We start from the raw sequence: 23,344 nt of genomic DNA, 5'->3' as shown, positions 1-23,344 counted from the left end.
AAAAACGTCACGTTGTCACCTGCCAAAACGAGTCTGCAGGTGCAGTGCTTGTCTCTGCTTTTTTCTCATATTTCTTTAAAAGATCCGCAATGTCCGTTTTTTCATTACTTGTTTTTTCCGGTTCACTTTCCGTGCTGTTCCAGCCGCCCAAAAGCGGGTAGTGTTTTTTTCTGAATTCCGGCGGCTGAGGCGACCGGTGATGTTCCCGCTGTCTTTCACCTCTGTATTCTTCAACGAGGATATGAGCATTTGTCCCGCCGTCAGGAAATGAACTCTGAGCTGCGACGCGGGGTTTCTTCTCTGAATGCCAATCAACGGGTTCACGATTAAAATGAATACGCGACGCTTCAAAGTCATAATGTTCAAATGGGTCTCGCGCTGATAAGAAAGGCGGAATCCGCTTATGATAGACGCTCAGCACACATCGGATGAAGCCCGCAAGACCTGAAGACAGAAGCAAATGCCCTACATTCGGTTTCACCGATCCGATCCGGCAGGGCAGAAGCGTTTTCCGGTTCAGCTGATAGACATCTGAGAGCGCCTTTATTTCCACCGAATCAACGATTGGGGAACCGCCTCCGTTCACTTCTATATATCCAATGTCTTCAGGCGACTTTTCCGCCATATTAAGCGCAGTTTGAATGACGTCTCTCTGCGCTCTTATATTCGGTGAACCGGGACCGAGCGTCCGGCCGTCATTGTTTACCGAGACGGCTTTTATGACGCCGTAAATGCGGTCTCCGTCCCGCACCGCATCGCTCAATCGCTTGATAAAGACCGCCCCCGCTCCTTCTCCGAGCACTTCTCCCGCTGATTCACGGTCGAATATATGAAACACGCCGTTCTCATTTAAAATATGGCGCGCTCCGAATAACCGGTGCGCGGACGGAGATAAGAGCAGACTCACCGAACCGACTAAGGCCGCGTCAATCCTTCCGGCCAAAAGGGCGTCTTTTGCAAAGGACAGACCGATCAGCCCTGAGGAACATGCTGTATCCACGACAAGGCTCGGTCCTGAGACATTCAAAAATCGTGAAATGTTGGCCGCCAAATAGTTTTGCCCCGCTCCCAAAATCGGATTAGGCGCCCGCAGGATATGTTCCATACCGGCTGAAGGCTGCGCCCTGCCGCCGATGTACACGCCGACTTTCCGGCCCGACAAATCCTTTCGGCCGTACCCGGCATCATAAACGGAATGAACCGCTTCTTCTAATATGATCCGCGCCTGCGGGTCCATAACTGCCGCGTCTTTTTCAGAGATGCCGAAAAAGCCCGCATCAAACATGTCGATATCATCAATCCACCCCGCATAATCCTTTGCATTTGCTGTTGCATGCCAGCGCGATGCGGGGACAGGCCGGATGGCGGTATTCCCTTTCATCAGCAGCTCCCAAAAAGCATCCGTTCCGCCCGCCCCCGGAAAACGGCAGGAGATGCCGACGACGGCAATATCGTCTTCGGTATCCGCTTTCGGCTTCATGGATGTTCTCTCTTCAGCGGCGGCGGTTACATCAGGCTGGACGTCCATGTCTTGAACGAAACCATTTTCTTTTGTCATAAAATCGGTTTCATGATGCGCTGCGAAATAGTCAACCATTTCTGTAATCGTTTGATATTGAAGCATTAAGGACGGTGTTAACTTTATGCTGATCCGTTTTTGCAATGATTGAACCAATTCCGCAAAGAGTATTGAGTCAATCCCGTATTCATCAAACGGCATATCATCTTTTATCTGCTCATCCGTCATTTTCAGTTCTTCGCTGAAAACGGTGCGCACCCATTGACGAATCATATCCTTCACCTTTTGATCACCGGCAGTGCTTTTTTTCATGGGAGCTTCAGTTTTCTTCACCTTCAGAAGATCACCAAAATCAGCCTCACTGTCTTCGGGAACACAAGGAATTCCGCAGCTTTGTCCGTTTAATATGATGTAATCTAAAAACTTCAGTCCGTCTTCGGCAGACAGCCTGGAAAGTCCTGATTTTTGATAAGCAGGTGTTTCCGGCAGGCCTTCAGCCATGCCGGTTTCTTTCCAGACGGGCCATTGAACGGCTTTAACAAACACGTTTCCTTTACCTGCCTGATGATTTGCAAAAGAGTCCATAAATGAATTAGCCATCGCGTAGTCACTTTGCCCCGCAGCAAGCGAAGGGATCAGACCAGAAACGGATGAGAACAAAATAAAAAACGACAGCGGCTCATTCTGAACGGCTTCATAGAGACCGCCAAGCCCTGTTACTTTCGGCGTGCAAACGCTTTCGATCTCAGTTTCGGTTTTGTTATAAAAAGCGGGGTGTTCTCCCATTGCACCCGCGCAATGAAAAACGCCGGTAATCGGTCCCAACGTGCCGCGGATGCTGTCCGTCATGTTCCGGAGCCCCTTTTGATCCGTAAGGGAAACGCTGTAATAACGGATCTCCGCGCCCCGCTCGGCTAACCTCTGCATCCGCTCGGCTTTTTCCGGGAGAATGCCGTCCTTTTTCATGTCTGCCCACTCTGAGGAATCGGGAAGCGGCTCCCGCCCCATGATGACCAGTTTCCTGCATCCGCGTGAAACGGCGTGCTCCGCCGCAATTGCGCCGATCCCGCGCGATCCGCCCGTTATTAACAGCACATCATCAGACGAATAGGAAAGCTCAGGCGCCGCCGAAACATTCATACCCTGCTTCAGAAACGGCACATAACGGCGATTCAGCCTGTAGCAGCATTCACTGCCGCTTTTGGCCCGCGGCTGTAAAAATTCAGTTTCAATCTGTCTGCTTAATTCTTCTGTATGCTCAATCGCACAATCGCTATCTATCGTAAAAGAATGAATGTTGGCATACTCAGCGCCCAGCATCCGGTACAGCCCCGCCGTTTTCGCCCCCTGCATCAGAGGTTTACTTTCCTTGAAAGGCTGGAGGCGGTGTGTCACTTGGCTGAGCACAGCGCCGCTATGACGGAATGATTCCAGAACCTGCTGTAAAAAGGCAAGCTTTCCGTATTCTATATCTTCCCGCCGTTCATATTCCGCATCATATGCGGTTATGTCGACGACCCCGAGTATCTGTTTGTTTTGAAGAGACTCCCGCACTCTGCCGTAAAGGTTTCGCCCCGATGCGGCAACGTAATAATCGGCGCCGTCTTTTGCCTGATGGATGAAACAGATCGTTTCAATATGGTCGTTTCCTTTAAATAGAGCATCGGCCAATCGGCTCGTCTTATCAGTTGCAAGTATCATTACTGTTCCTGATAATGCTTCAGACTCCGCCGGATCTTGCTGCTTCCAGTCTTTTTGAAGAATGATCTTTTGGTTTTCCGCCGGTTCGTCTGTCTGTTTCCGGATATCCGCAGGCACAGGCACCCAATACCGCTCCTTCGCGAACGGATATACAGGAAGGCTGACCCGTTTCGGCTTCTCTCCTTCGTATAACTGGTTCCAGTCAACGGCGGCTCCTTTTGCCCACTCCGTGAGCAATCTGGAATATTGCTTGTCTTTCAAAAGTTCGGCCATTCCACTTGTTGAAATATCATCTTGAGCACGTCCGCGGAAACACCCTTCAATTTCCGTTTTCCGTTCAAGCACATCCTTCAGTTTCGCTTGCAGGCCGCAAACGGATGTAACGATCAATGCCAGTCGTTCAGGCATCGCTTCTCTGCCCGCTTGAAGCGTGTAGGCCAGGTCTTTAAGGTTGACTTCTTTTTCCCGTAAAAAGCGGTCATACCGTTTGACATATTCCAATAGCCGTTCTTCATTTTTTGCCGAAAGCAGAAACAGAACCGGCTCGTCTTCCCGTATACTCAGCGATTTCTTTTCAGCCTGCGGCGGCAGATATTCTTCTATGACAAAATGGGCATTGCTCCCGCTGGCGCCAAAAGAACTTAAACCCGCTCTTCTCGGCTGGTCAGGATGTGACGGCCGTTCCCATTCTTCCAGCCGGTCCGCCACATAAAACGGCGTATCCGGAAATGGAATATGGGGATTCAGCGTGTCCGCGTGCAATGACGGAAAGATTTCTCCATGCTTCAGCTGCAAAAGCACCTTTGTTAATCCGGCGATTCCGGCGGCTCCTTCTAAATGGCCGATATTTGATTTGGCAGAGCCGATGGCGCAAAACCGCTTCTTGTTTGTCCAATTACGGAAAGCGCGGCTCAGCCCTTCAATTTCAATCGGATCACCCAGAGACGTACCCGTTCCGTGAGCTTCAATATAGCTCAATGTCTCCGGATCAATGCCGGCACTCTGAAAGGAATCTGTAATGACTTCCGCCTGTGATGCCGGATCAGGCACGGTCAAACCGGATGTTTTTCCGACATGGTTTAAAGCGGAGCCTTTTATGACGCCATATATCGGACAGCCCATCTTTTCCGCTTCTTGAACGGTTGTCAGCAACACCGCGCCGACGCCTTCTCCCGGCACATAGCCGTCACCGCCGTCGGCGAAGCTTTTGCAGACGCCTTCTGAAGACAGAAATCCGGCATTCGCCAAAAACGCATATTTATGCGGATGTGTGACCGCATTAACACCGCCGGCAATGGCGAATTCGCACTCCCCCCTTTTAATGCTTTCACATGCCAAATGTATGGATGTGAGCGAAGAAGAGCACATCGTATCAACAGCCATTGACGGCCCTGTAAAGTTCAGGCAGTGAGACACGATATTCGGAACGGAGGCAGGCGTCACGCCCATAGACAGCGGTGTGCCCCGCTGTGTGATTTCAGCGCCGAACAGCTCATAATGGCTCCAAAACACACCTGCGAATACCCCGACGCGTTTTCTTTTTTGTGAAGATGGCCCGCGCGCCGTTCTGTCCTGATAAAAACCGGCATCTTCACAAGCTTCCCAAGCCGTCTCTAAAAACAGCCGCGCCTGCGGGTCCATCATTTCAGCCTGGCGCGGAGTCAGATTGAAAAACAGCGGATCAAAGCTGTCTATGCGATCTAAAAATCCTCCGTAACGGTAGAACTGATCTGCTTCATATGAGAAAGGATAACCTTTCCATCTGTCTTTCGGCATTGTTGTGATGCAGTCTTTACCTGAGCGCAGATTTTGGTAAAATTCATCGATGCTTCCCGCCTGCGGATATCTTCCCGCCAATCCGATTACGGCAATATCGTGCTCTTCTGTATGTCTCTCTTGTTTTCGGCTTCTTCTCTTGACAGCTGCATGGAATAATGAAGAGCGGTTCTTGTCTGCCATCGGAACCAATCGGGCCATGCTTTCAGTTACAGCAGGCTCCTTCCCGTATAAAATAACGGATTGCAGCTTGCCGAGACGCAGCATATATTCAAGTGAAGCCATCCCTTCCCCGGCCGGAAGCGGGCTGGTGCCGGTTGCATCATTCATGATCTCTTTCATCAAGCTGTCAACCTGCATGCCGCCATCTTCCCAAAGCGGCCAGTTGATCGTCATAGAAGCCCCTGTCCGTTCGCCTTTTTCCGCTTTGCAATCGCGATATTTCATATATTCATCCATAAAAGCGTTCGCTGCGGCATAATCTGTCTGGCCCGCATTTCCGGTCAGCGCCGAGAATGAGGAAAATGCGGCGAAAAATTCAAGCGGTTCATGCCGTGAAGCTTCGTCCGCATGAATCAGGCCGCTGATTTTCGGCAGGAACACCCGCTTCAAGTCAGAACTGTCTTTTTGGATGATAAATTGATCTTTTAAAACACCGGCGCAATGAAAAATGCCCGTCAGCCGGCCGAAAGTTTCTGTAATCTGAGCAAATGCCCGCTCTGTTTCGGCTTTGCTGCCGATGTCCGCTTGAACATAAAGAACTTCTGCTCCCAATGCTTTCAGTCTGCTGATCTTCTCAGACTGTTCCGGCGAACGGCCGATGAGTGCGAGCTTCACCTTTTCTTTTTCTGCAAGGTGACGGGCAAGCAGAAATCCAAGACCGCCGAGGCCTCCTGTAATGACATATACGCCGTTTTGTTTCCAAGGAGACTGTGTCTGTCCGTCCGGTTTCTCAATACGTTCGAACAATCTGATCTGCCGCATATTGTCTTTATACCGAATGTCTGTGCAGCCTGCACGAGAGCAGTCTGCTTCTGTTCTAATGATTGCGGCCGTCTCACTTAGCAATCTCTCATTCTTGTCACAAAAGGTGATCACCTGAGTGTGAAGAGCCGGATTTTCCAGATGGGCCGTTTTCAGCATAGCCCCGAGAGCGGAAGACAATGCCGCTCCATTCTCAACGGCGCATACAAGCTGAATCAATGTATGTTCTTTCGGATGGTCTGTCAGTTCCCGTTTGAGCATACGAAATATGCGCTCGGCATCTGCTCCAAACTGCTCATCTGCAACCTCATGCTCCCTTTTCAGTTCTATCACTTCCGCTTCCGGGCAATATGTGCCGAGTTCACCGGTGAGACGGGCTCCTGCATCGGCAGCGATAATGAGATGACGGGTGTGTTTTTGCCCGTTCTGCACCGCCGTTTCCAGCGGCTGATCTTTCCAGGCGGGTTCAAAAAACAGAACCTCATCAGCAATGTCAGCGTCTGATGTATGCCGTTCTTCGGCCGAATCTTTCAGCACACAGCCCGCTTCATTGATAAGGTAATCCGCAAGGCGGCGGACAGATGAATATTCAAATAGCAGTGTCGGATAAAACTGCTGCTGAAAAGTCTGCTCTAATATCTTTACAAGCTTCAGCAAATGCGCCGAGTCAAGCCCCATATCATAAAAGCCTTTCCGCACATCAATAGCCTGTGCCGGACGATTGATCAGCCTGGCGATTTCCGACTTTATGTAAGTCACCATGTTTTGTTCCGGCGTTTGCTGTTCAGACACGTCTTCTGCGGCCACAGGACTTTCGGGCTCTCCACGGCCGCTTCTGTTCTGCTGAGGCGGCTTCTCTTTGCCTATCAGATGGGTAATCATATTCGCTTGTCTGACCCTTTTTACTGTCAGTTTCTCACATTCGGCCAATACGTTCCCTGCCCTGTCGTAAATCGTGAAGTCGGCCGAATAAAAATCAGGTTCGCTATCTGATGCGCCGCTTTCAGTGCGGCTGTTTTTCGCAGAATAAGTGTAAATCGTTTTCGGAAACGGATGATGTATGCAAAAACGATTGATCATAAAAGGAATATAAGGTGTGTCATTCTGCTTTTGGGCCGACAATGCAAAGGAAGAGCCGGCAAGGGTGGACGCATCTAAAAAAGCCGGATGCGCCTTAAATTTCTCCCGGAATCCTTCAGCCAAATCACTCAGAGTGAGCTCCATTAATTCTTCTTTATCCTGAAGCTGATAAACAGCCCCTTCATTTTTCATAAACTCGCCATGCTCAATATGGCTTCTTCTTGCAATTCCGTAAATGTCATGCATGTCCCATTTTCGGCTTGCGTTTTTCTTGAATGCTTCAATATTCAGTTCTTTTGCCCGGGGCGTGTCTTTTTGCAAATAAAGCTGACATTCCATATTCTCATCCCGTTTTCCGCCAAGCGGTGTGCCGTTTTTTGCTTTTTCGCTTGTGATCTCAACTTTCCAGCTGTCACTCGCCGGCGTAAAGGTGACATACAGGTGTTTATCAAACTCTTCAGATGTTACAACAGGCTGCTTAAAAATAATCTGTCTTAATTCTATAGGCCTTTCACCGAGATACCCGGCGGCGAGCCGATACAGCATATCTATTAAAGTCACGCCCGGGAGGACGCGGATTTGATGAACGCGATGATCCCGGACGATATAATTCGAATGGCTGATTTTCTGCAGGAACGTTTTGACTTGATCGGTGGCAACTGCCAATCTATCACACCTCGCTTATTTCAAACATTGCTTCTGTGCCCGCCTCATTTTCTTCCGCTTCGGACAACTGTGCTTTTTCAGGCCAATACCGCTGTTTTCGGTATACTGTCTGGCCGCCTTTCGGTTCCATGGTCGCTTTTCGTTCTCTCGGAATTCCTTCGTTGCTGACAATGATATGGGCGTTATTCCCGCCCAAACCGAACGCGCTGACGCCGGCCCTGAGTATCTCTTTTTTTCCGTCCCACCGCTTCAGCTCAAGCACAGGATAAAGCGGCGAATCATGAAATTGAAAGCGGGGGTTCGGTTTATGGCAATGCAAAGTCGGCGGCAGTTCTTCATTGGCAATCGCCAGCAAAACTTTGATGATTCCCGCCGCGCCCGCCGCACTCAGCAAGTGGCCGATATTGCTTTTGACGCTCCCTACACCGCAAAATTGTTTTTCATCGGAATAAGCAGACAAGACATTGGTTAATCCTTTTAATTCAATCGGGTCGCCGATCAAAGTACCGGTTCCGTGCGTCTCTACGTATGTCATGGTGTCCGGCTCGATTTCCGCTGATTGAACCGCCTGCTCAATCAAGTCCTGCTGCGCCCGGGGATTCGGCGTCGTCACCCCCATTGTGCTGCCGTCATTATTTATCGCAGAGCCGTCAATAACGCCGTATATTTTATCTTCGTCTTCTATCGCTTTTTCGAGCGGCTTCAGCATCAGCACACCGCAGCCCTCTCCGATTCCTGTTCCGTCCGCATCGGCATCGAAAGATTTTGAACGGCCATTTGGCGATAAGATTCTCGCCGCGCTCATTGTGAGAAAAGGTTTTTCATCAAGCAAAATGTCAACCCCGCCCGCAAAGGCCGCCTCCGCTTCTCCATTTTGAATAGCCTGCACGGCCAAATGAATTGCCGTAAGCGAACTGGAGCAGGCCGTATCTACGACCAGGTTGGGCCCTGTAAAGTTATAAATGTGCGCCATATGTGCGGTAATAAAATTTTGCCCCGCGCCAATAATCGCGTCTTTTTGCAAATATTGAAATTTCTGATGAAACGCACCTGCCCTTGCACCGGCAAAAACGCCGATACGGCGGCCCCAGAGATCCTCTTTTTGATAACCCGCATCGGCCAAAGCTTCCGCGCTCACTTCGAGCCACTGCCTTTGCAGCGGGTCTATCATCGGTGCCAGCGTTTCTGAAATATTAAAATACTCCGGGTCAAAATGATCAATATCGTGAATAAAACCGCCCCATTTACTGATGCTTTTTCCTTCTTGATATTCACCCGGCTGATAGTGTTCCCCAGCGTTCCATCTGTCCGGCGGAACTTCAGTGACCGCATCCGTTCCGCTGCGGAGATTCTTCCAAAATTCTTTTATATCCCCCGCTTTCGGAAAATGACAGGCCATGCCGATGATCGCAACCTTTCCCCGTTTCCCGGGCTTATCTGCCGTTTTTTTGCTCTGTTTTGGCGTCTTCTGCAAAGGGATCTTCTCCGCGGGAACCGCTGCATCTGCCGAAAAAGCTTCCGGACAATGTGCGGCTAAATAATCCGCGAGCTGTTCTATGGTAGGGTGTTCCAGAAGGACAGTCGGATCAATTGAAACGGACGGCAGTTTTTGATCGATCTTTGTCAGCACCTGCGCCAGAAAGATAGAATCCATTCCGTATTCCTGAAAAGGCACATCGATATCCATATGCGTTTCATCGATACTCAGCTCTTTTGCCAAAAGCGACTTCAGCCAAGATTGAATATCAGTCCGGTTATGGACCCGTTTTTTTGTTTCAGGAGGTTTGGAAGCTGTTCTCATTCCTTTATGGGCGGCTGGCTTGGCGTTTGCCAGCGCTTTGATGTCCCAATCATATTTCACTTGTGCCGGCAGCACGACAGTTCCGGGTCTTTCTCTTAAAATGTAATCAAGCATCTTGAGACCTTCCGCGTCAGAGTGACGCAGCAATCCCGTTTGCTGATACATCCCGCTTTTTGTATCCCTGCTCATGCCCGTCTCATCCCATGCCGGCCATTGTATGCTCATGATGCCGCTCTCATTGTTTTCTGCAAAATAGTCCATATAAGAATTTGCCATCGCATAATCGCTCTGACCCGCCGCAAGAATCGGGACGGCTGCCGAGACAGATGAAAACAGGACGAAAAATGCCGGCGCATCATCCTTTACACTCTCATACAGACTGTGAAGGCCGTCTGCTTTCGGTGCGAGCACCCGCGCGATACTGTCTTTGGATTTGCGGAGAAAAGCAGGGTTTTCACGGTCCGCAATTCCCGCGCAATGCAAAATGCCTCCGACAGGTCCGAGCGTTGTGGTTACCTCTTTTATAAGCCGTCCGACGGCCTGCTTATCCGTCAGATCAACTGCTGAGACGCACACTTTTACGCCCTGTGATTCCAGTTGCCGGATTAACTGTATTTTTTCCGAAATGACAGGGTCTGTTTGCTCAAGATCCCACTCGGTTTTCGGCGGCAGCTCCTTTCTGCCTGTCAGAAGCAGTTTCTTCACACCGTATGCGGAAACGAAATGCTTGGCGCATAAAGCGCCGAGTCCGCGCGTTCCTCCGGTTATCATCAGAACGGCGTCTTTTGGAAACACAGTCCGGTCTGTTTGCACGGCTTCTGGTTCAATCTGATCAGTCTGCCGAAGAACATAGCTGAAGCGCATGCCGTCCCTGTAGCAAACAGCAGACTCCGTTAAGTCTGATTCAATTTCTTGTTTAATAAAAGCGGCTGTCTGCTCCAGCGGCTCTTCAGGATCAATATCGGCGTGACAGGTGAGAATATGGCTGTATTCATGCCGCAGCATGCGATAAAGCCCCGCTTTTTCAATACCATGCATAGCGGCCGCCTTATTTTTGAAGGATTCAAGGCCTTTTGTAAGATAAAGCATTTTCATGTTTTCTTGTCCGCGGCCGTATTCAATCAGCTGCTGCAGCGATGCCACCCAGCTGATGTCCTGCCGCTTTTGCCGGGAGCCGCAGCCGGTGAAGTCAATAAACCCGGAATAGATGGCCGCATTCGGATCCTGTAAGAAAGAGATGAGCTGATTTTCCTGCACAATGTCAGCATCATTCAGCTGTTTTTTCACCTCGGCGGCAAGGTCTTTTGTATCCTCGGAAACGATGAGCGCTATTTTGCTGAATGGCTCGGATGAAGACACTGCCTCGCAAGGCTCCCATGTTTTCTGCAATACTACTGTTTTTTGATTCGAAAGCGGCAGCTGCTCCCGTTTCGGCACCCAATAGCGGTCGGCTCTGAACGGATAGGAGGGCAGGCTGATGCGGCGCGGCTTACTGTCCGTATACAGCTGCTCCCAATCTGTGTCAAATCCGTTTACCCAGAGCCGCAGCACTTTCTTGTATTTCTTTTTCTCAATCCAGGCGCTGACGAGGTCAGCAGCGTCTTCATCGTCTGAGAACATGGAGATCGTGTTATTCTCGCGTTTTTTGCGCCCGCTGATGATATCTTCGCTGTTTTTTCCCATCAGAAACGCGTTCAGTTTTTCAGTCAGTTCCTCTGCGGAGCCTGCAATGATTCCCAGCCTCGCTTCCATTGTGTCCCGTCCGGTCTGCAGTGTGTATGCAACATCTGCAAGATCGATATGGCGGGATGATCCGTTTTGGATAAAATCCCGAAGGAGACGCGCTCTTTCTTTCAGCCGCTCTTCATTTTTAGCCGACAAAACAAAAAGAGATGACGCTTTCTCACGGGTTTCCGGCTGTTCCGTCTCACTTTTGTCCATGTATTCTTCAATAACGATATGCGCATTGACACCTCCGAAACCGAATGAGCTTACACCCGCCCGGCGGGGAAGGACCCGGCCGTTTTCATCACGCAGCGCTTCCCACTCCTTTGTTTCTGTCACAATGTAAAACGGGCTGTCCTTCAATTTGATATGGGGATTGATGTTCTCGCAATGCAGACTTTTGGCGAGCGTCCGATGTTTCAGCTGCATCAATACTTTGATAACGCCCGCAATACCTGCTGCGAGCTCCAAATGTCCGATATTTGTCTTCACTGAGCCTATCCCGCAATATCCGCCCGGAGCCCCGTCTGTTTGGAAAGCTTTTTTCAATGAATTGATTTCAATCGGATCTCCGAGCGCCGTACCTGTTCCGTGCGCTTCTATATAAGTGATCGTTGACGGGTGAATACCGGCTTTTTGATAAGCGCTTTTCAGCACATCCGTCTGAGCCTGCGGATTCGGCGCGGTAAGTGACGCTGAGCGTCCGCCGTGATTTTCCGCTGTACCGCGGATGAGGCCGTAGATGTGATCCCTGTCATGCTCAGCCTCTGAAAGCTTTTTCAAGACAATCATGCCGGCACCCTCTCCTCTGACATAACCGTCAGCCTGATCAGAAAATGTTTTGCAACGTCCGTCTTCACTGAGCATGCCTGCTTTTTGAAAACCGATATGGCCTTCAGGCGTGACGATCGTGTTGACGCCCCCTGCGACCGCCATATCACAATCTCCCGTTTCAATGGCTTTTACCGCGCGGTGAATGGCGACTAAAGAGCTTGAACAAGCGGTTTCTACCGGCTCGCTCGGCCCGTGGATATCAAGAAAATAACTCATCCGGTTCGGCCCGACGGACGGCACGATTCCGGTCATCGTATACCCCTCGACAGGAAGACCCGCCTTATTGATTAAGGTTTGATATCCGCTTCCCAATGTGCCGGTGAAAATGCCGGTTTTTGTTCCGGCAATCCGTTTTGCTGAGTACCCCGCGTCTTCAATGGCTTTCCACACATACATCATTAATATGCGCTGCTGAGGATCCATCATTTCAGCTTCTTTCGGAGATATCCCGAAAAACAGCGGGTCAAACCCGGCGATTCCATCTATAAAACCGCCCCATTTAATTGACGTTTTATTTGCATCCGCTGCCGGATCGCCGTAATATTCGCGCCAATCCCAGCGATCCCGGGGAATTTCTGTGATGCAATGCTCTCCTTTTGATAAACGTGTCCAGAATTCATCTATGTCTTTCGCTTGCGGAAAAATACCGCTGATTCCGATAATGGCTATCGGTTCGGTTTTTTCTTCTGATTTTCCTTTTACGGATACGGGCGTTTCCCGTTTGACATGAACGGCCGCCGGAGCTTCAGCTTTTCTTATTCCGGCTTTTGGAGCGGTTTTTAAACGCTCTCTTTCTAAGCCGCTGAATGCTTCTTTCCATTCAGATATCAAATGGCCGCTCAGTTTGCGCAATGTCGGAAATTCAAAGAAGATAGTCGGGCTGAGCTCAAGCTGATAAGACCGATTTAATAGATTTGTAAATTCAGTGAAGATGATCGAATCAAATCCGTATTCCGTCAGTTCGCTGTCAGCCTCAATATCTTTCATGCTTACCTTTAAAAGATCTGATACATGCCGCTTTAGTTTCTCTTGAACCCGATCTTTCAGATCTGTTGCATCTGTCTCTGCCGGAGCTTTTCCGGCGGCGCTTTGTTCTTCGCCCAGATCGAAAATATGGCTGCGAATCCGTTTCTCGTCGCCCTCTGCCACCATGACCTGGTGTGCTCCGGAGGCAAAAGCGGCGTACAGCGCCTGGATGCCTGAGGCCGATCGCATGGCTTTCATTCCGGTCTGTTCATACATCAGCCGTTCGGTCTCTTTGTCCACGCGCATACCGCCTTCTTCCCAAAGCGGCCAGTTGACGGACAGGGTCTGCCCGCTCCGCTTGTTGTCCCGCACGAGCCTGTTTCGGCGGGCTGCATAAACATCCATAAATGCGTTGGCTGCCGCATAACCGGCCTGCCCCGGATTTCCCATGCCTCCCGCCAAGGAAGAAAACAGAATGAAAAAGTCCAGCCGCACATCTTTCGCTGCTTCATCAAGATTGATAAGCCCTTTCACTTTCGGCGCCATGACGGTCTTCCGTTCGTTTTCTGTCTGGTTCAGAATGTAGTTGTCGGCGATCACGCCGGCGCCGTGAATGATCCCGTCGAGTGTTCCGTGCTCCTCCTGTATGCCGCGGACGAGGGCGATGACCGCCGCCCTGTCTGTCACGTCAACCGGTTTATACAGTACGCGGGCACCCGTCGCTTCCAAGCGCCGTAAGCGGGCGGAGCGCTCTTCATCAAGCGCTTCCGCCCTCCCCGTTAATACGAGGACGGCATTTTTGACGCGGGAGGCTATTTCTTCAGCGAAAATCAGTCCGATGCCGCCCGCTCCCCCGGTGAGGAGGTAAACCCCTTCGTCTTTCCACGGAACGGTGCCGCTTTGAGGTGGCAGATGACGCCAGTTTCTGACGAGACGTTTGCCGGCTTCATAACGGATTTCCGCTTGTTCAGGGTGCGTCCGGTTTTCTTTCAGCTTGGCAAGAAGCGATGATGCTGGCTCGTCCGGATCGGCTTGGATGACTTGGCCGTACAGCTTCGGATGTTCAAGGTGAGCCGTTTTCAGGAAAGCGGCCAGCCCCGCCAATACATTGTCTTCCCCCCTGTCGGGGACAAGAAGCTGGATCAGCGTTTTTTTCTTCTGTTTTTCTTTGATAAGACGGGTGACGATCGCTGACAGCTCCGCCGCGCAGGCGTCATAACGGTCTTCAAGCGGACCTTTGCCGTCAGCCGCACATACGGCGCCGCTTATGTCCTCCGCATTCATTCCGCCATACAGCGTCACGTATCTGAAAGACTCTTCTTGTCCGCCTTCACCCGGCGGTGATTCCTGCCACTTTGGCTGAAGCAAGAGCGGTTTTCCCTCCGTTTCCTCTTCCAGAAAACGGGCGGTGAGCCCCGTCAATCGGACACATACCTCGCCGTTTTCATCACACAGCTCAATATGATAGGCGCCGTCCGCTGAGGAAAGCACCGCCCACATCGTCTCCCGGCATGCAGAAAACACCTGCATATCTTGGAGGGCAAACGGCAAAAACGGCCGTCCGGACGCGGAACCGTCTGAGAGCACGAGACCGATAGAAGCCTGAAGGGCGGCGTCCAGCATGCTCGGATGCAGGATGAACGGCTCCTTTTCCTCGCGGGCGGACGGCGGAAGAGTGAGCTTCGCGAGCACTTCCCCGCTTCCGGCATAGACGGCGTCAAGCGCCTGATGAGACGGTCCGTAGGTAATGCCGAGACTGTCGAATGCTTCATAACACTCAGCCTTTGACATGTGCCGGCCGCCGCAGCGCGTCTGAACCGCCTCTACATCGAGTACCGGAGCACGCTCCGTCTCTTCGAGCACGGCCTTTCCCTGGAAAAAGACAAGCGGCTCTTCTCCTTCGGCATACGCTTCAAAAGCGATGTCTCCGTTTTCTTCCGGCTGAAGCTTTACATGAAGCGTCACGCCTTCAGAAAGCGCCGTCACCGGGCGAAGCCAAACGATCTGTTTGAGCCGGACACCCGCTTTCCCGCCCGGCAAGTCCTCAGCGGCAAGTGTAACGGCGGCCCGGGCCATTTCTAAAGCAGCCGCGCCCGGAAGCACCGGTTTTCCATTGACGATATGATCAGCAAAAAACGGTTCATGCCCTGAAAAAACAGAAGTAAAGCGCTGGGCGGTAAAGGTCGATGTATTCGCGTGGAGCAGCGGGTGAAGCTTTTCACGTTCAGCTGAATTCCGGCTTTCAAGCTCTCCCTGAAGACGATCGGACGCCCAATACGTCTGCCTTGCAAACGGGTAGCCCGGCAGATTGCCGATTCGCGGCAAAGGTCCGCCATAAAGCAAGTCCCCTTCGATTTCATAACCTTGACAATAAAAATCTGCCAGCACGCATAACAGTTCCTGATATTTTCTTTGGTCAGAATATGAGGCGCTGCACTTGCCGAGCACTTCTATTATGTGCTCCTGAATATGCTGTCGGCCTGCAAAGTGCTGCGGTACTTTTCCCGAAAACACATAAGGATGATGTTCATTAAGCTTTGCCTGCTTCCATACATACACTGCGTCATCAGCATCTTGAACCACGATGGCGGCGCGATGGTTAAAGTGATGCCGTCCTTTTAGCAACGTATAGCTGAGCTGGGCTAGATCATTTTCTTTCAGTCCGCCATTTTCCGCCCAAGTGATCATATCTTCGATTTTTTCCTGAAGGGCCTCCTTTGTTTTTGCAGACAAAGTCAGTAAATAAGCAGGGGCATCCCGATGAGGTGAAGCGCTGCGCTTATAGCTTTCCATAACGACATGGGCGTTTGTTCCGCTCATCCCGAATGCGCTGACTGCCCCCATTCGGTTTTTATCCGGCAGAGAAGGCCACGGTTTACCCGTTTTATTCACATAAAAAGGACTCTTCTCCCAGTTGATATAGCGGTTTTCCCCGCTGCAATGCAGACTGGCGGGAATCATTTCACGGGAGAATGCCTGTAAAAGACTGATCAAACTGACAATGCCTGACGCGGCAAACGTGTGGCCGATATTGGTTTTAATTGATGTGAGCGCGCAAAATGCTTCTTCGTTTGTATAGGCAGTAAATGCGTCATAAAGCGCGTTAATTTCCACCGGATCACCGAGTTTTGTCCCCGTGCCGTGTGTGACGATATATTCGATATCTTCAGGGTTGATACGGCCCCGGTCATAAACGGAAGTAAGCAGCCGGGTCTGCGCGACGCCGCTCGGAGCGGTAATTCCGTTTGTTTTCCCATCATAATTGATGCCGCTCGCCCGAATCACCCCGTAAATCGGATCACCATCTTCTTCCGCCTCTCTCAGCGGCTTCAGAACAACCGCCGCGGCAGCTTCCCCGGGAACCATGCCGTCAGCCCTTTTATCAAACGCGAAGCATTTCCCGTTTTCCGACAGCATTCCGGCTTTATCTATCGTTTCAAAAAAGTCCGGGGTATTCATGATATTCACCCCGGCCGCAACAGCTGTTGTGCACTCTTTATTCTGCAGGCTTAATACCGCCTGATGGACAGAAACGAGCCCCGAAGAACATGCTGTATTTATCGCCATCACAGGACCTGATAAATTCAAGTGATAAGCCAGCCGCGCCGCCAAAATACCGTTATGATGAGACGTGACATTGCCTTTGTCCTGTGTTAAAAGGTGATAATCTCCTTCTTCCGCACCCACAAACATACCGATCGTCTGCTGCCTGATGTGACTGGCGCCGTAGCCGGCGTCCTCAAGGGCCCTCCACGCTTCCTGAAGAAGAAGCCGCTGCTTCGGATCCATCGTTTCAGCTTCCCTCGGCGATATTTCAAAAAATAAAGGGTCGAATTCGTCCGCCCCCGGTACAGCGCCGAGTTTCCATTTTGAACTTGTGAAGCCTTTTTTTGCGACCGGTGCGACAACGTCCTTTTCCTGAAACAGAATGTCCCACAGCTCGTCCGCCGTGCGCGCCTGAGGAAATCGGCCGCTCATGCCGATAATGGCAATGGAATCAGCTGCCTGACTGCCCTCGGTTCCGGCGTTCAGCTTATTTCTTCCCCTCTGCTTCTTTCGCTTTTCCGTTTCTGCCTTTTCAAAGACAGATTGATCTGCGGATTCAGATTTCTTTTCTTCATAGACATGCTCCATGACGGACTTGTGTTCCGTCAGAAAATAGCGGACGACCTTCTCCAGTGTGGAATGTCCGAAAAACAGGGCCGGGGTCACTTCAATTCCGTAGTGAGCGGACAAAGAAGAGGCGAATTCCGCCAAACTGATAGAATCAAAGCCGAAATCAGCCAGATTGTCAGCATCCGTCAGTCTGTTCTTGTCTATTTTCAAAAGCCCCGCCGCCAGTTCCTTCACATCCCAGCTTACGCATTCTTCCAGTGTAAAGCCTTTCATTTCACTCCGCCTTCCTGAAAACGGGACGTTCCTGTGTACAGAACCCGAATTCGGCCTTTCGCCTTGATCTATCTGCAGGAAGCGTTTGGCCCTCGACGGAAAACCTGCCAGCACGAGATACTGGCTGGACGGCTGGACTAACAATGTTTCAAAAGCTTCGAGTCCTTCCTCTGTGTATAAATAACGCTGTCCGCTGGATTTTAAATACATATCGGTGCTTTCCGCCGTGCCGACATGCATCCCCCCTTCTTTCCAAAGCGGCCAATTGATTGCAAGTGACTTACCGCTTCTGAGTCCGAGGCTCACAAGTTTATCCCGATGACGGACAAAAGCCATTTGGAAGCGGTTCCCCATTGCGTAGTCACAAGAACCGAAGTCTCCTAAAATCGCTGAAGAAGAAGAGAAACAACAGAAGAAGTCAAGCGGCTCCCGTGACAGAACCCGATCTAACACCGCGGTGCCGTCCGCTTTTGGCGATAAGACTTGCTGAAAGGTTTGCAGATCTTTCTCCAGAATGCTTTCAGTGCCTTGAAGACCTGCAGCGTGAATGACACCGTGAATCGGCCCGCATCCTTTCTCTTTCGCTTCTTGCAAACCTTTCTCCATCTGAGCCTGATCTGCGGCATCCGCCTGCACGTAAAACACCTTGGCGCCTGATTCTTCCAATCTCTTTATCTTGTGCAGCACCGGGCCGCCTGCCGCTGATCTCCCCGTCAAAATGAGCGTAACCGGTCCTTTTTCAGCAAAATATCCGGCAAATAACAAGCCCAAACCTCCGCATCCGCCGGTAATCAAGTACGTTTTTCCGCTTTTTATCACACGCTTCTCAACAGGGGCAATATCCGTCTGCTTCATTTCCATGACGTGACGGATTTCCCCACTGTACATGACACTGCGGAACGACCCGCTGTGAAGCTCTTCACATACATTATGGATCAGCTTTTCAAACGGTCCTTTTTGTCCAAAATAAACCGCGGCCGTATCCGTCTCCGGCAGGATTAGTTTCAGCGACCGTTCCAGCCCGATCCATGACTCGGCGTAACTGATATCGGTATCGATCCCGCACTGAGCGGAAAGAAGGATCCGCCTCGGTTTAGAACGCAAAGAAGCAGCTGCACGGATCACATGATACAGAATGGAATAGTCTTTCACGGCCTTTTCATCTTCAAGCGGCCATCCATACAAAACGGCATCCGCCTTGCCTGCAGCCGTTTCAATATGCCGAAACGTTTCTTGATATGCTTGTCCGTCAGTGATTTTAATTTGATAATGCGTGTTTGAAAGCTTTTGAGTTTCCTCACCCTGTGAAATAAAAAACACGCCGGCTCCCGGATAAAGGGATTGTAAAGACCGATAAGCATGTTTTCTGGCAGCTTCTCCCGTAAGAAAACAGATGACTGTTTTCAGCTCTTCATGAATGGATTTCTTCAGAGGCTGCTGCGTCCACCTTTCCTCAAATATCATCATCTCGGAGTGTTCCTCTTGCCCGTGATCCTGCTGAGACGGCTGTCTCATTCTCACCCCTTTGATTTCTGCGCAGACAGTGCCGGTTTCGTCACAAAATTGAATGTCACAGCCGGTTTGATTCTTTTTATTCATATACATCCACATGCCGGATGAGCACGGACGCATGACGCGCAGTTCTTCAACCGCTTCAGGCACGATATGGACTGACGGCTCCGTTTTTGCCAGGACATGAAAAGCTGCGTCCAGAAATTCCGGCGGCAGATGATATCCCGGATTACGGCCGCTTTCATCTGTAAGAGCAAGCTTCGCCCAAACCGTATTTTCTCCCGTATAAAGCTTTTCAACGGTGCGGAACTCCTTACTGATCGTTACACCTGATGTGCTTGGTGTTTCATAATCGAATGACAACGGGCGGCAGTCTTTTTGTAAGGAGGCAATATCAAGCACGCGGGATGGCTGTATGTTCCCTTGCCCGATGATTCCATAATGATGCAGCTTCTCTTCGTCACTGTATATTTCATAATGGATGCCTTCCTCGTCTTCAGACAGAAGGGAGAGATTGACGCCCGCACCGTGATGTCCGCTGGTAATCGGGTCAGTCCATGCCGCTGTTCGGATCCATATCTCTTTTTCTTCAGAGCTGTCTGCCGCATGATGATAAGCCGCAAGCGCCATTTCTAAATAAACGGCTGCCGACAGAACCCGCTCCCCTCTCACATCGTGGAAAACGTGTTCCCGGCCTGTAAAAGATGTATGATAGCTTTGCTCCGCCAAGGTTGACGTATTTTCATGCAGGAAAGGATGCACATATTCAGTTGTTCCTGTTTTTTGTTCTTCCCGCTTCATCCAGTAGCTTTCTTTTGCAAATGGATAAGACGGCAGACTGATACGATGCGGCAGCGCGCCTTTATATAAAGATGCCCAATCGACGGGCGCCCCGTGGACCCAGGCATTCAAAAGACTGTCAAATTGACGTTTTTCCATCCAATCACCGACTGTGCCTTCCGTCTCTGTGACAGCACTATCACTCCGGCCCGTAAACACCCCGCTTACGGAACCGGCATTATTCAGAAAAGCAGTCAGCTTCTGTTCCAATTCAGAAACAGAGTCCGCTGTCATCGCCAGCCGTTCTTCCATCGGGACCCTGCCGACTTGAAGGGTAAATGCCGCGTCAAGCAGATTTGCATCTGTAATTGTTCCGTTTCCGGCGGCATTCGACAGCAACAGAGCCCGCTCGCGCAAGCGGTCTTTATCTTTTGCCGATAAAACAAAAAGCGCCGGACGGCCGAAGTCCGCCGAAGTCATTTCAGCCGGTTCATACTCTTCTATAAGCAGGTGGGCATTTGCCCCGCCCGCTCCGAAAGAAGATGTACCCGCGATTCTCGGATATTCCCGTGTTACTCCTTCAGATTCTATGACCGGCCGTCTCCATTCCGCCGTTTCCTGCTGCACGATAAAAGGAGAAGTTTCAAAATCAATTTCCGGGTTCAGCTGCTTTGAATGCAGCGACGGCACCAGATATCCGTGTTTCATCTGAAGAAGAATTTTGGTGACCGCAGCAATGCCCGCCGCACTTTCCAGGTGTCCGATATTGGATTTAACAGAACCGATGGAACAAAATTGCTTTGCATCCGTATAGCGGCGGAAAGCCTTGGTTAACCCCGCGATTTCAATCGGGTCTCCCAAGGAAGTGCCGGTGCCGTGGGCTTCCAGATAGCTGATTGCTCTCGGATCAATCCCTGCCCGCTCCATCGCGTCTGCGATCACTTCCCCTTGTGCATTCGGGTTCGGAACGGTGAACCCGTTCGTTTTGCCGCCGGCGTTCAGAGCGCTTCCTTTAATGACACCGTATATATGATCATGATCTTCAACAGCCTTCTTCAACGGCTTTAACACGATACAGCCGACGCCCTCTCCGTCAACAAACCCGTCAGCCTTATCACCGAACGCTTTGCACGCGTTTGACGGCGACAGCATTCTCATAGAAGAAAGTCCGATATAATGAACCGGATCTGTAATCAGGTTTACGCCGCCGGCAATCGCGCATTCAGATGCACCTGTTCTGATGCTTTCTGCGGCGAGATGAATGGCGGTTAAGGATGAGGAGCATGCGGTATCGACCGCGATGCTCGGACCGTGAAAATCAAACACATAGGATACGCGGTTCGGGATAAAGTGGTAGTGGGCCCCTGTCGGATAGTTGCCGTTCATGACACCTGCAAAGACACCAACCTTTTTACCGGCGCATAGTGAATCAGGGGTATATCCGGCATCCTCAAGGGCCGCATAAGCGGTTTCCAGAAACAGTCTCTCCTGCGGGTCCATGCGCTCCGCTTCTTTCGGGGAGATTTTAAAAAACAGCGGATCAAATTTATCAATATCTGTTAAAAAGCCGCCCCACTTTGTATACATCCGGCCTTCCTTACCTTTTGTCTCATCATAGTAGTCCCGCCAATCCCAGCGGTCTTTCGGAATTTCGGTGATTCCGTGTTCACCGGTCTTTAACCGTTCCCAGAACTCATTAACATTTTCAGCTCCGGGATACTTCCCGGCAAGACCGACAATTGCCACTTCAAGGTGTTTTGAGGGCGGTTCGGAAGCGGGCGGCGCTTTTTCAGAAAAAGATGCCGCTTGGCGCTTCGTCAATCCGGCGCTTTTTTTGCGGCTTTGCTTTTTCTGTAGAGTGTGCGGCACCTTTTCGGCTTCTTTATTTGTCTTGAAAATCCCAGCCATATCTTCCTGTCTTGAGCTGACGAGATATTCCGCTAATCCGCCGATTGTCGGATACTCGAAGAACAATGTGCTGCTGATATCAGGGACGTCTTCCCGCACGCGGTTGGTCAGCTGTACGATTAAGATGGAATCGATTCCGTATTCTTCAAGGGGCGTATGGGCTTGAACGTCCTCAATCGGCATCTTTAAGATGACGCTGACGATCTGTTTCAGATACTCTGTGCTTTTTTCAAGCAAAGAGCCGGATGATACCGCTTCAGTATGAGGGAGTTCTTCTGAAAATCGCGCATGCAGTTCGCGCTCCTTCGTTTCAGCCAAGTATGCGGCAAGCTCTTCTATCGTCCGGTATTCAAAAAACAGCGTGCTGCTGATATCAGGGACGAGATCCCGCAGCTCATTCGTCAGCTGAACGATCAGAATAGAGTCAATGCCGTATTCATCCAGAGGAGCCAGCGGGTTTATCTCTTCTGCCGGCATTTTTAATACTTTTGCCGCAGCCCTTATCAGAAAAGCCGCTGTCTTTTCCGAAAGCCCCTCTCCCGCTTGTTTGATGGGGAGCTGACGATCAGAGGATGTTCGCGGTACGTTTGATTGGCGCTTTTGCGCGGTGTAAGCTTCCCTGCTCTGCCTGATAACTCCGTTGCTTTTCGCTGTGATAATCTGCTGGGTGTGCAGACGTTCGTTTTCAGCCGGAAATTGAATGGAATGAAAACCTTCAGCCATTAAAACGGATTTCCATGTTTCCGGATAAAGACCGGGGCACCCCGGAATCCGCAGCACCTCATCTTCGTACAGCCACCAGCCCTCTAATAAGCCGAATGTAACATGTGTAAACGGCGTATGCCCGCCCAGTTCATTAACGAGCAGCAAACCGTCTTTTTTCAATACGGCTTTTGCCGTCCGTAAGGTTTTCCGGATATTTTTGGTAGCATGCAGCACGTTTGCGGCGATGGCGATATCGTAGGTTTTCAGATGTAATCCCTGGCCCGCCGCAGGCTTCTCCACATTAAACAGCTGATACGTCAAATACGGATTGTCCGCGCCGTATTCCTTTTCGGCATGCATTAAAAAAGCTTTTGACAAGTCGGTATAACAGTATTCCTGAATATGGTTTTGATAGGGGCGGAGCTTTTTAAACAGTGTGCTGCTCGTTCCGCCGGTGCCCGCTCCGATCTCCAGCAGACGGATGTTTGCCTCAGGATTGTTTTTAATTACATTTTCCACATAAATACACGCTTCATTTGCCAGCACATCGTTGTAATAATCAGCGAGAATGTTATGCTTATAGATTCCTTCAACAAGCTCCATTGAAGAATCGGGAAACATCACGTCAGTGGCTTTTATTTTGCCTGTTAAAATGTCAGGCAAAGCTTGAATGACGGTATCCGCCAGCAGAGCCTGCGCTTTCATATCCGGATCTTTCAGCCATTCGTTTTTCTTCTTATGCCACTCTTCCCACACCGCGGCCGTTTCACCGCTTTTAAAATCGCTGTCTAAAAGACGTATGCTTTCTTCCAGCCAGCGCTCATATAAAGGCAGACAGGAAGCTGCCGGCGCTTCGCCGGTCAGACCCATTGAACGCAGCGTCACCCGCAGCACTTGCAGCAAAAGCCGATTCAATTCTTTCATTTGATTGCTTATTTCTGTTCTTAAGGATAACTGTGTACGGTCTTTTTGTTTGTCTCCCTTACCCAAAACCTTAT

The 23,344-nt window shown here is 50.6% G+C and carries 2 protein-coding genes; both read right to left on the bottom strand.

All coding sequences use genetic code 11. The features are described 5' to 3' along the window. Positions 1-7 precede the first annotated feature (7 nt). On the bottom strand, positions 8-7,726 hold the full coding sequence (locus MJQ52_RS00025; RefSeq protein ID WP_094247810.1) for an SDR family NAD(P)-dependent oxidoreductase: 7,719 nt from the start codon (positions 7,724-7,726) through the stop codon (positions 8-10). Between the two features lie 4 nt (positions 7,727-7,730). Next, a complete protein-coding gene (locus MJQ52_RS00020; protein ID WP_434181848.1) occupies positions 7,731-23,336 on the bottom strand; it encodes an SDR family NAD(P)-dependent oxidoreductase in 15,606 nt (5,201 codons plus the stop codon). Positions 23,337-23,344: the final 8 nt, after the last annotated feature.

This window comes from Bacillus sp. jun7 (genome assembly GCF_051034795.1).
Classification (GTDB): Bacteria; Bacillota; Bacilli; order Bacillales; family Bacillaceae; genus Bacillus; species Bacillus velezensis.
The sequence above is the reverse complement of the archived record's forward strand: the minus strand, read 5'-3'. Positions and strand labels throughout refer to the sequence as shown.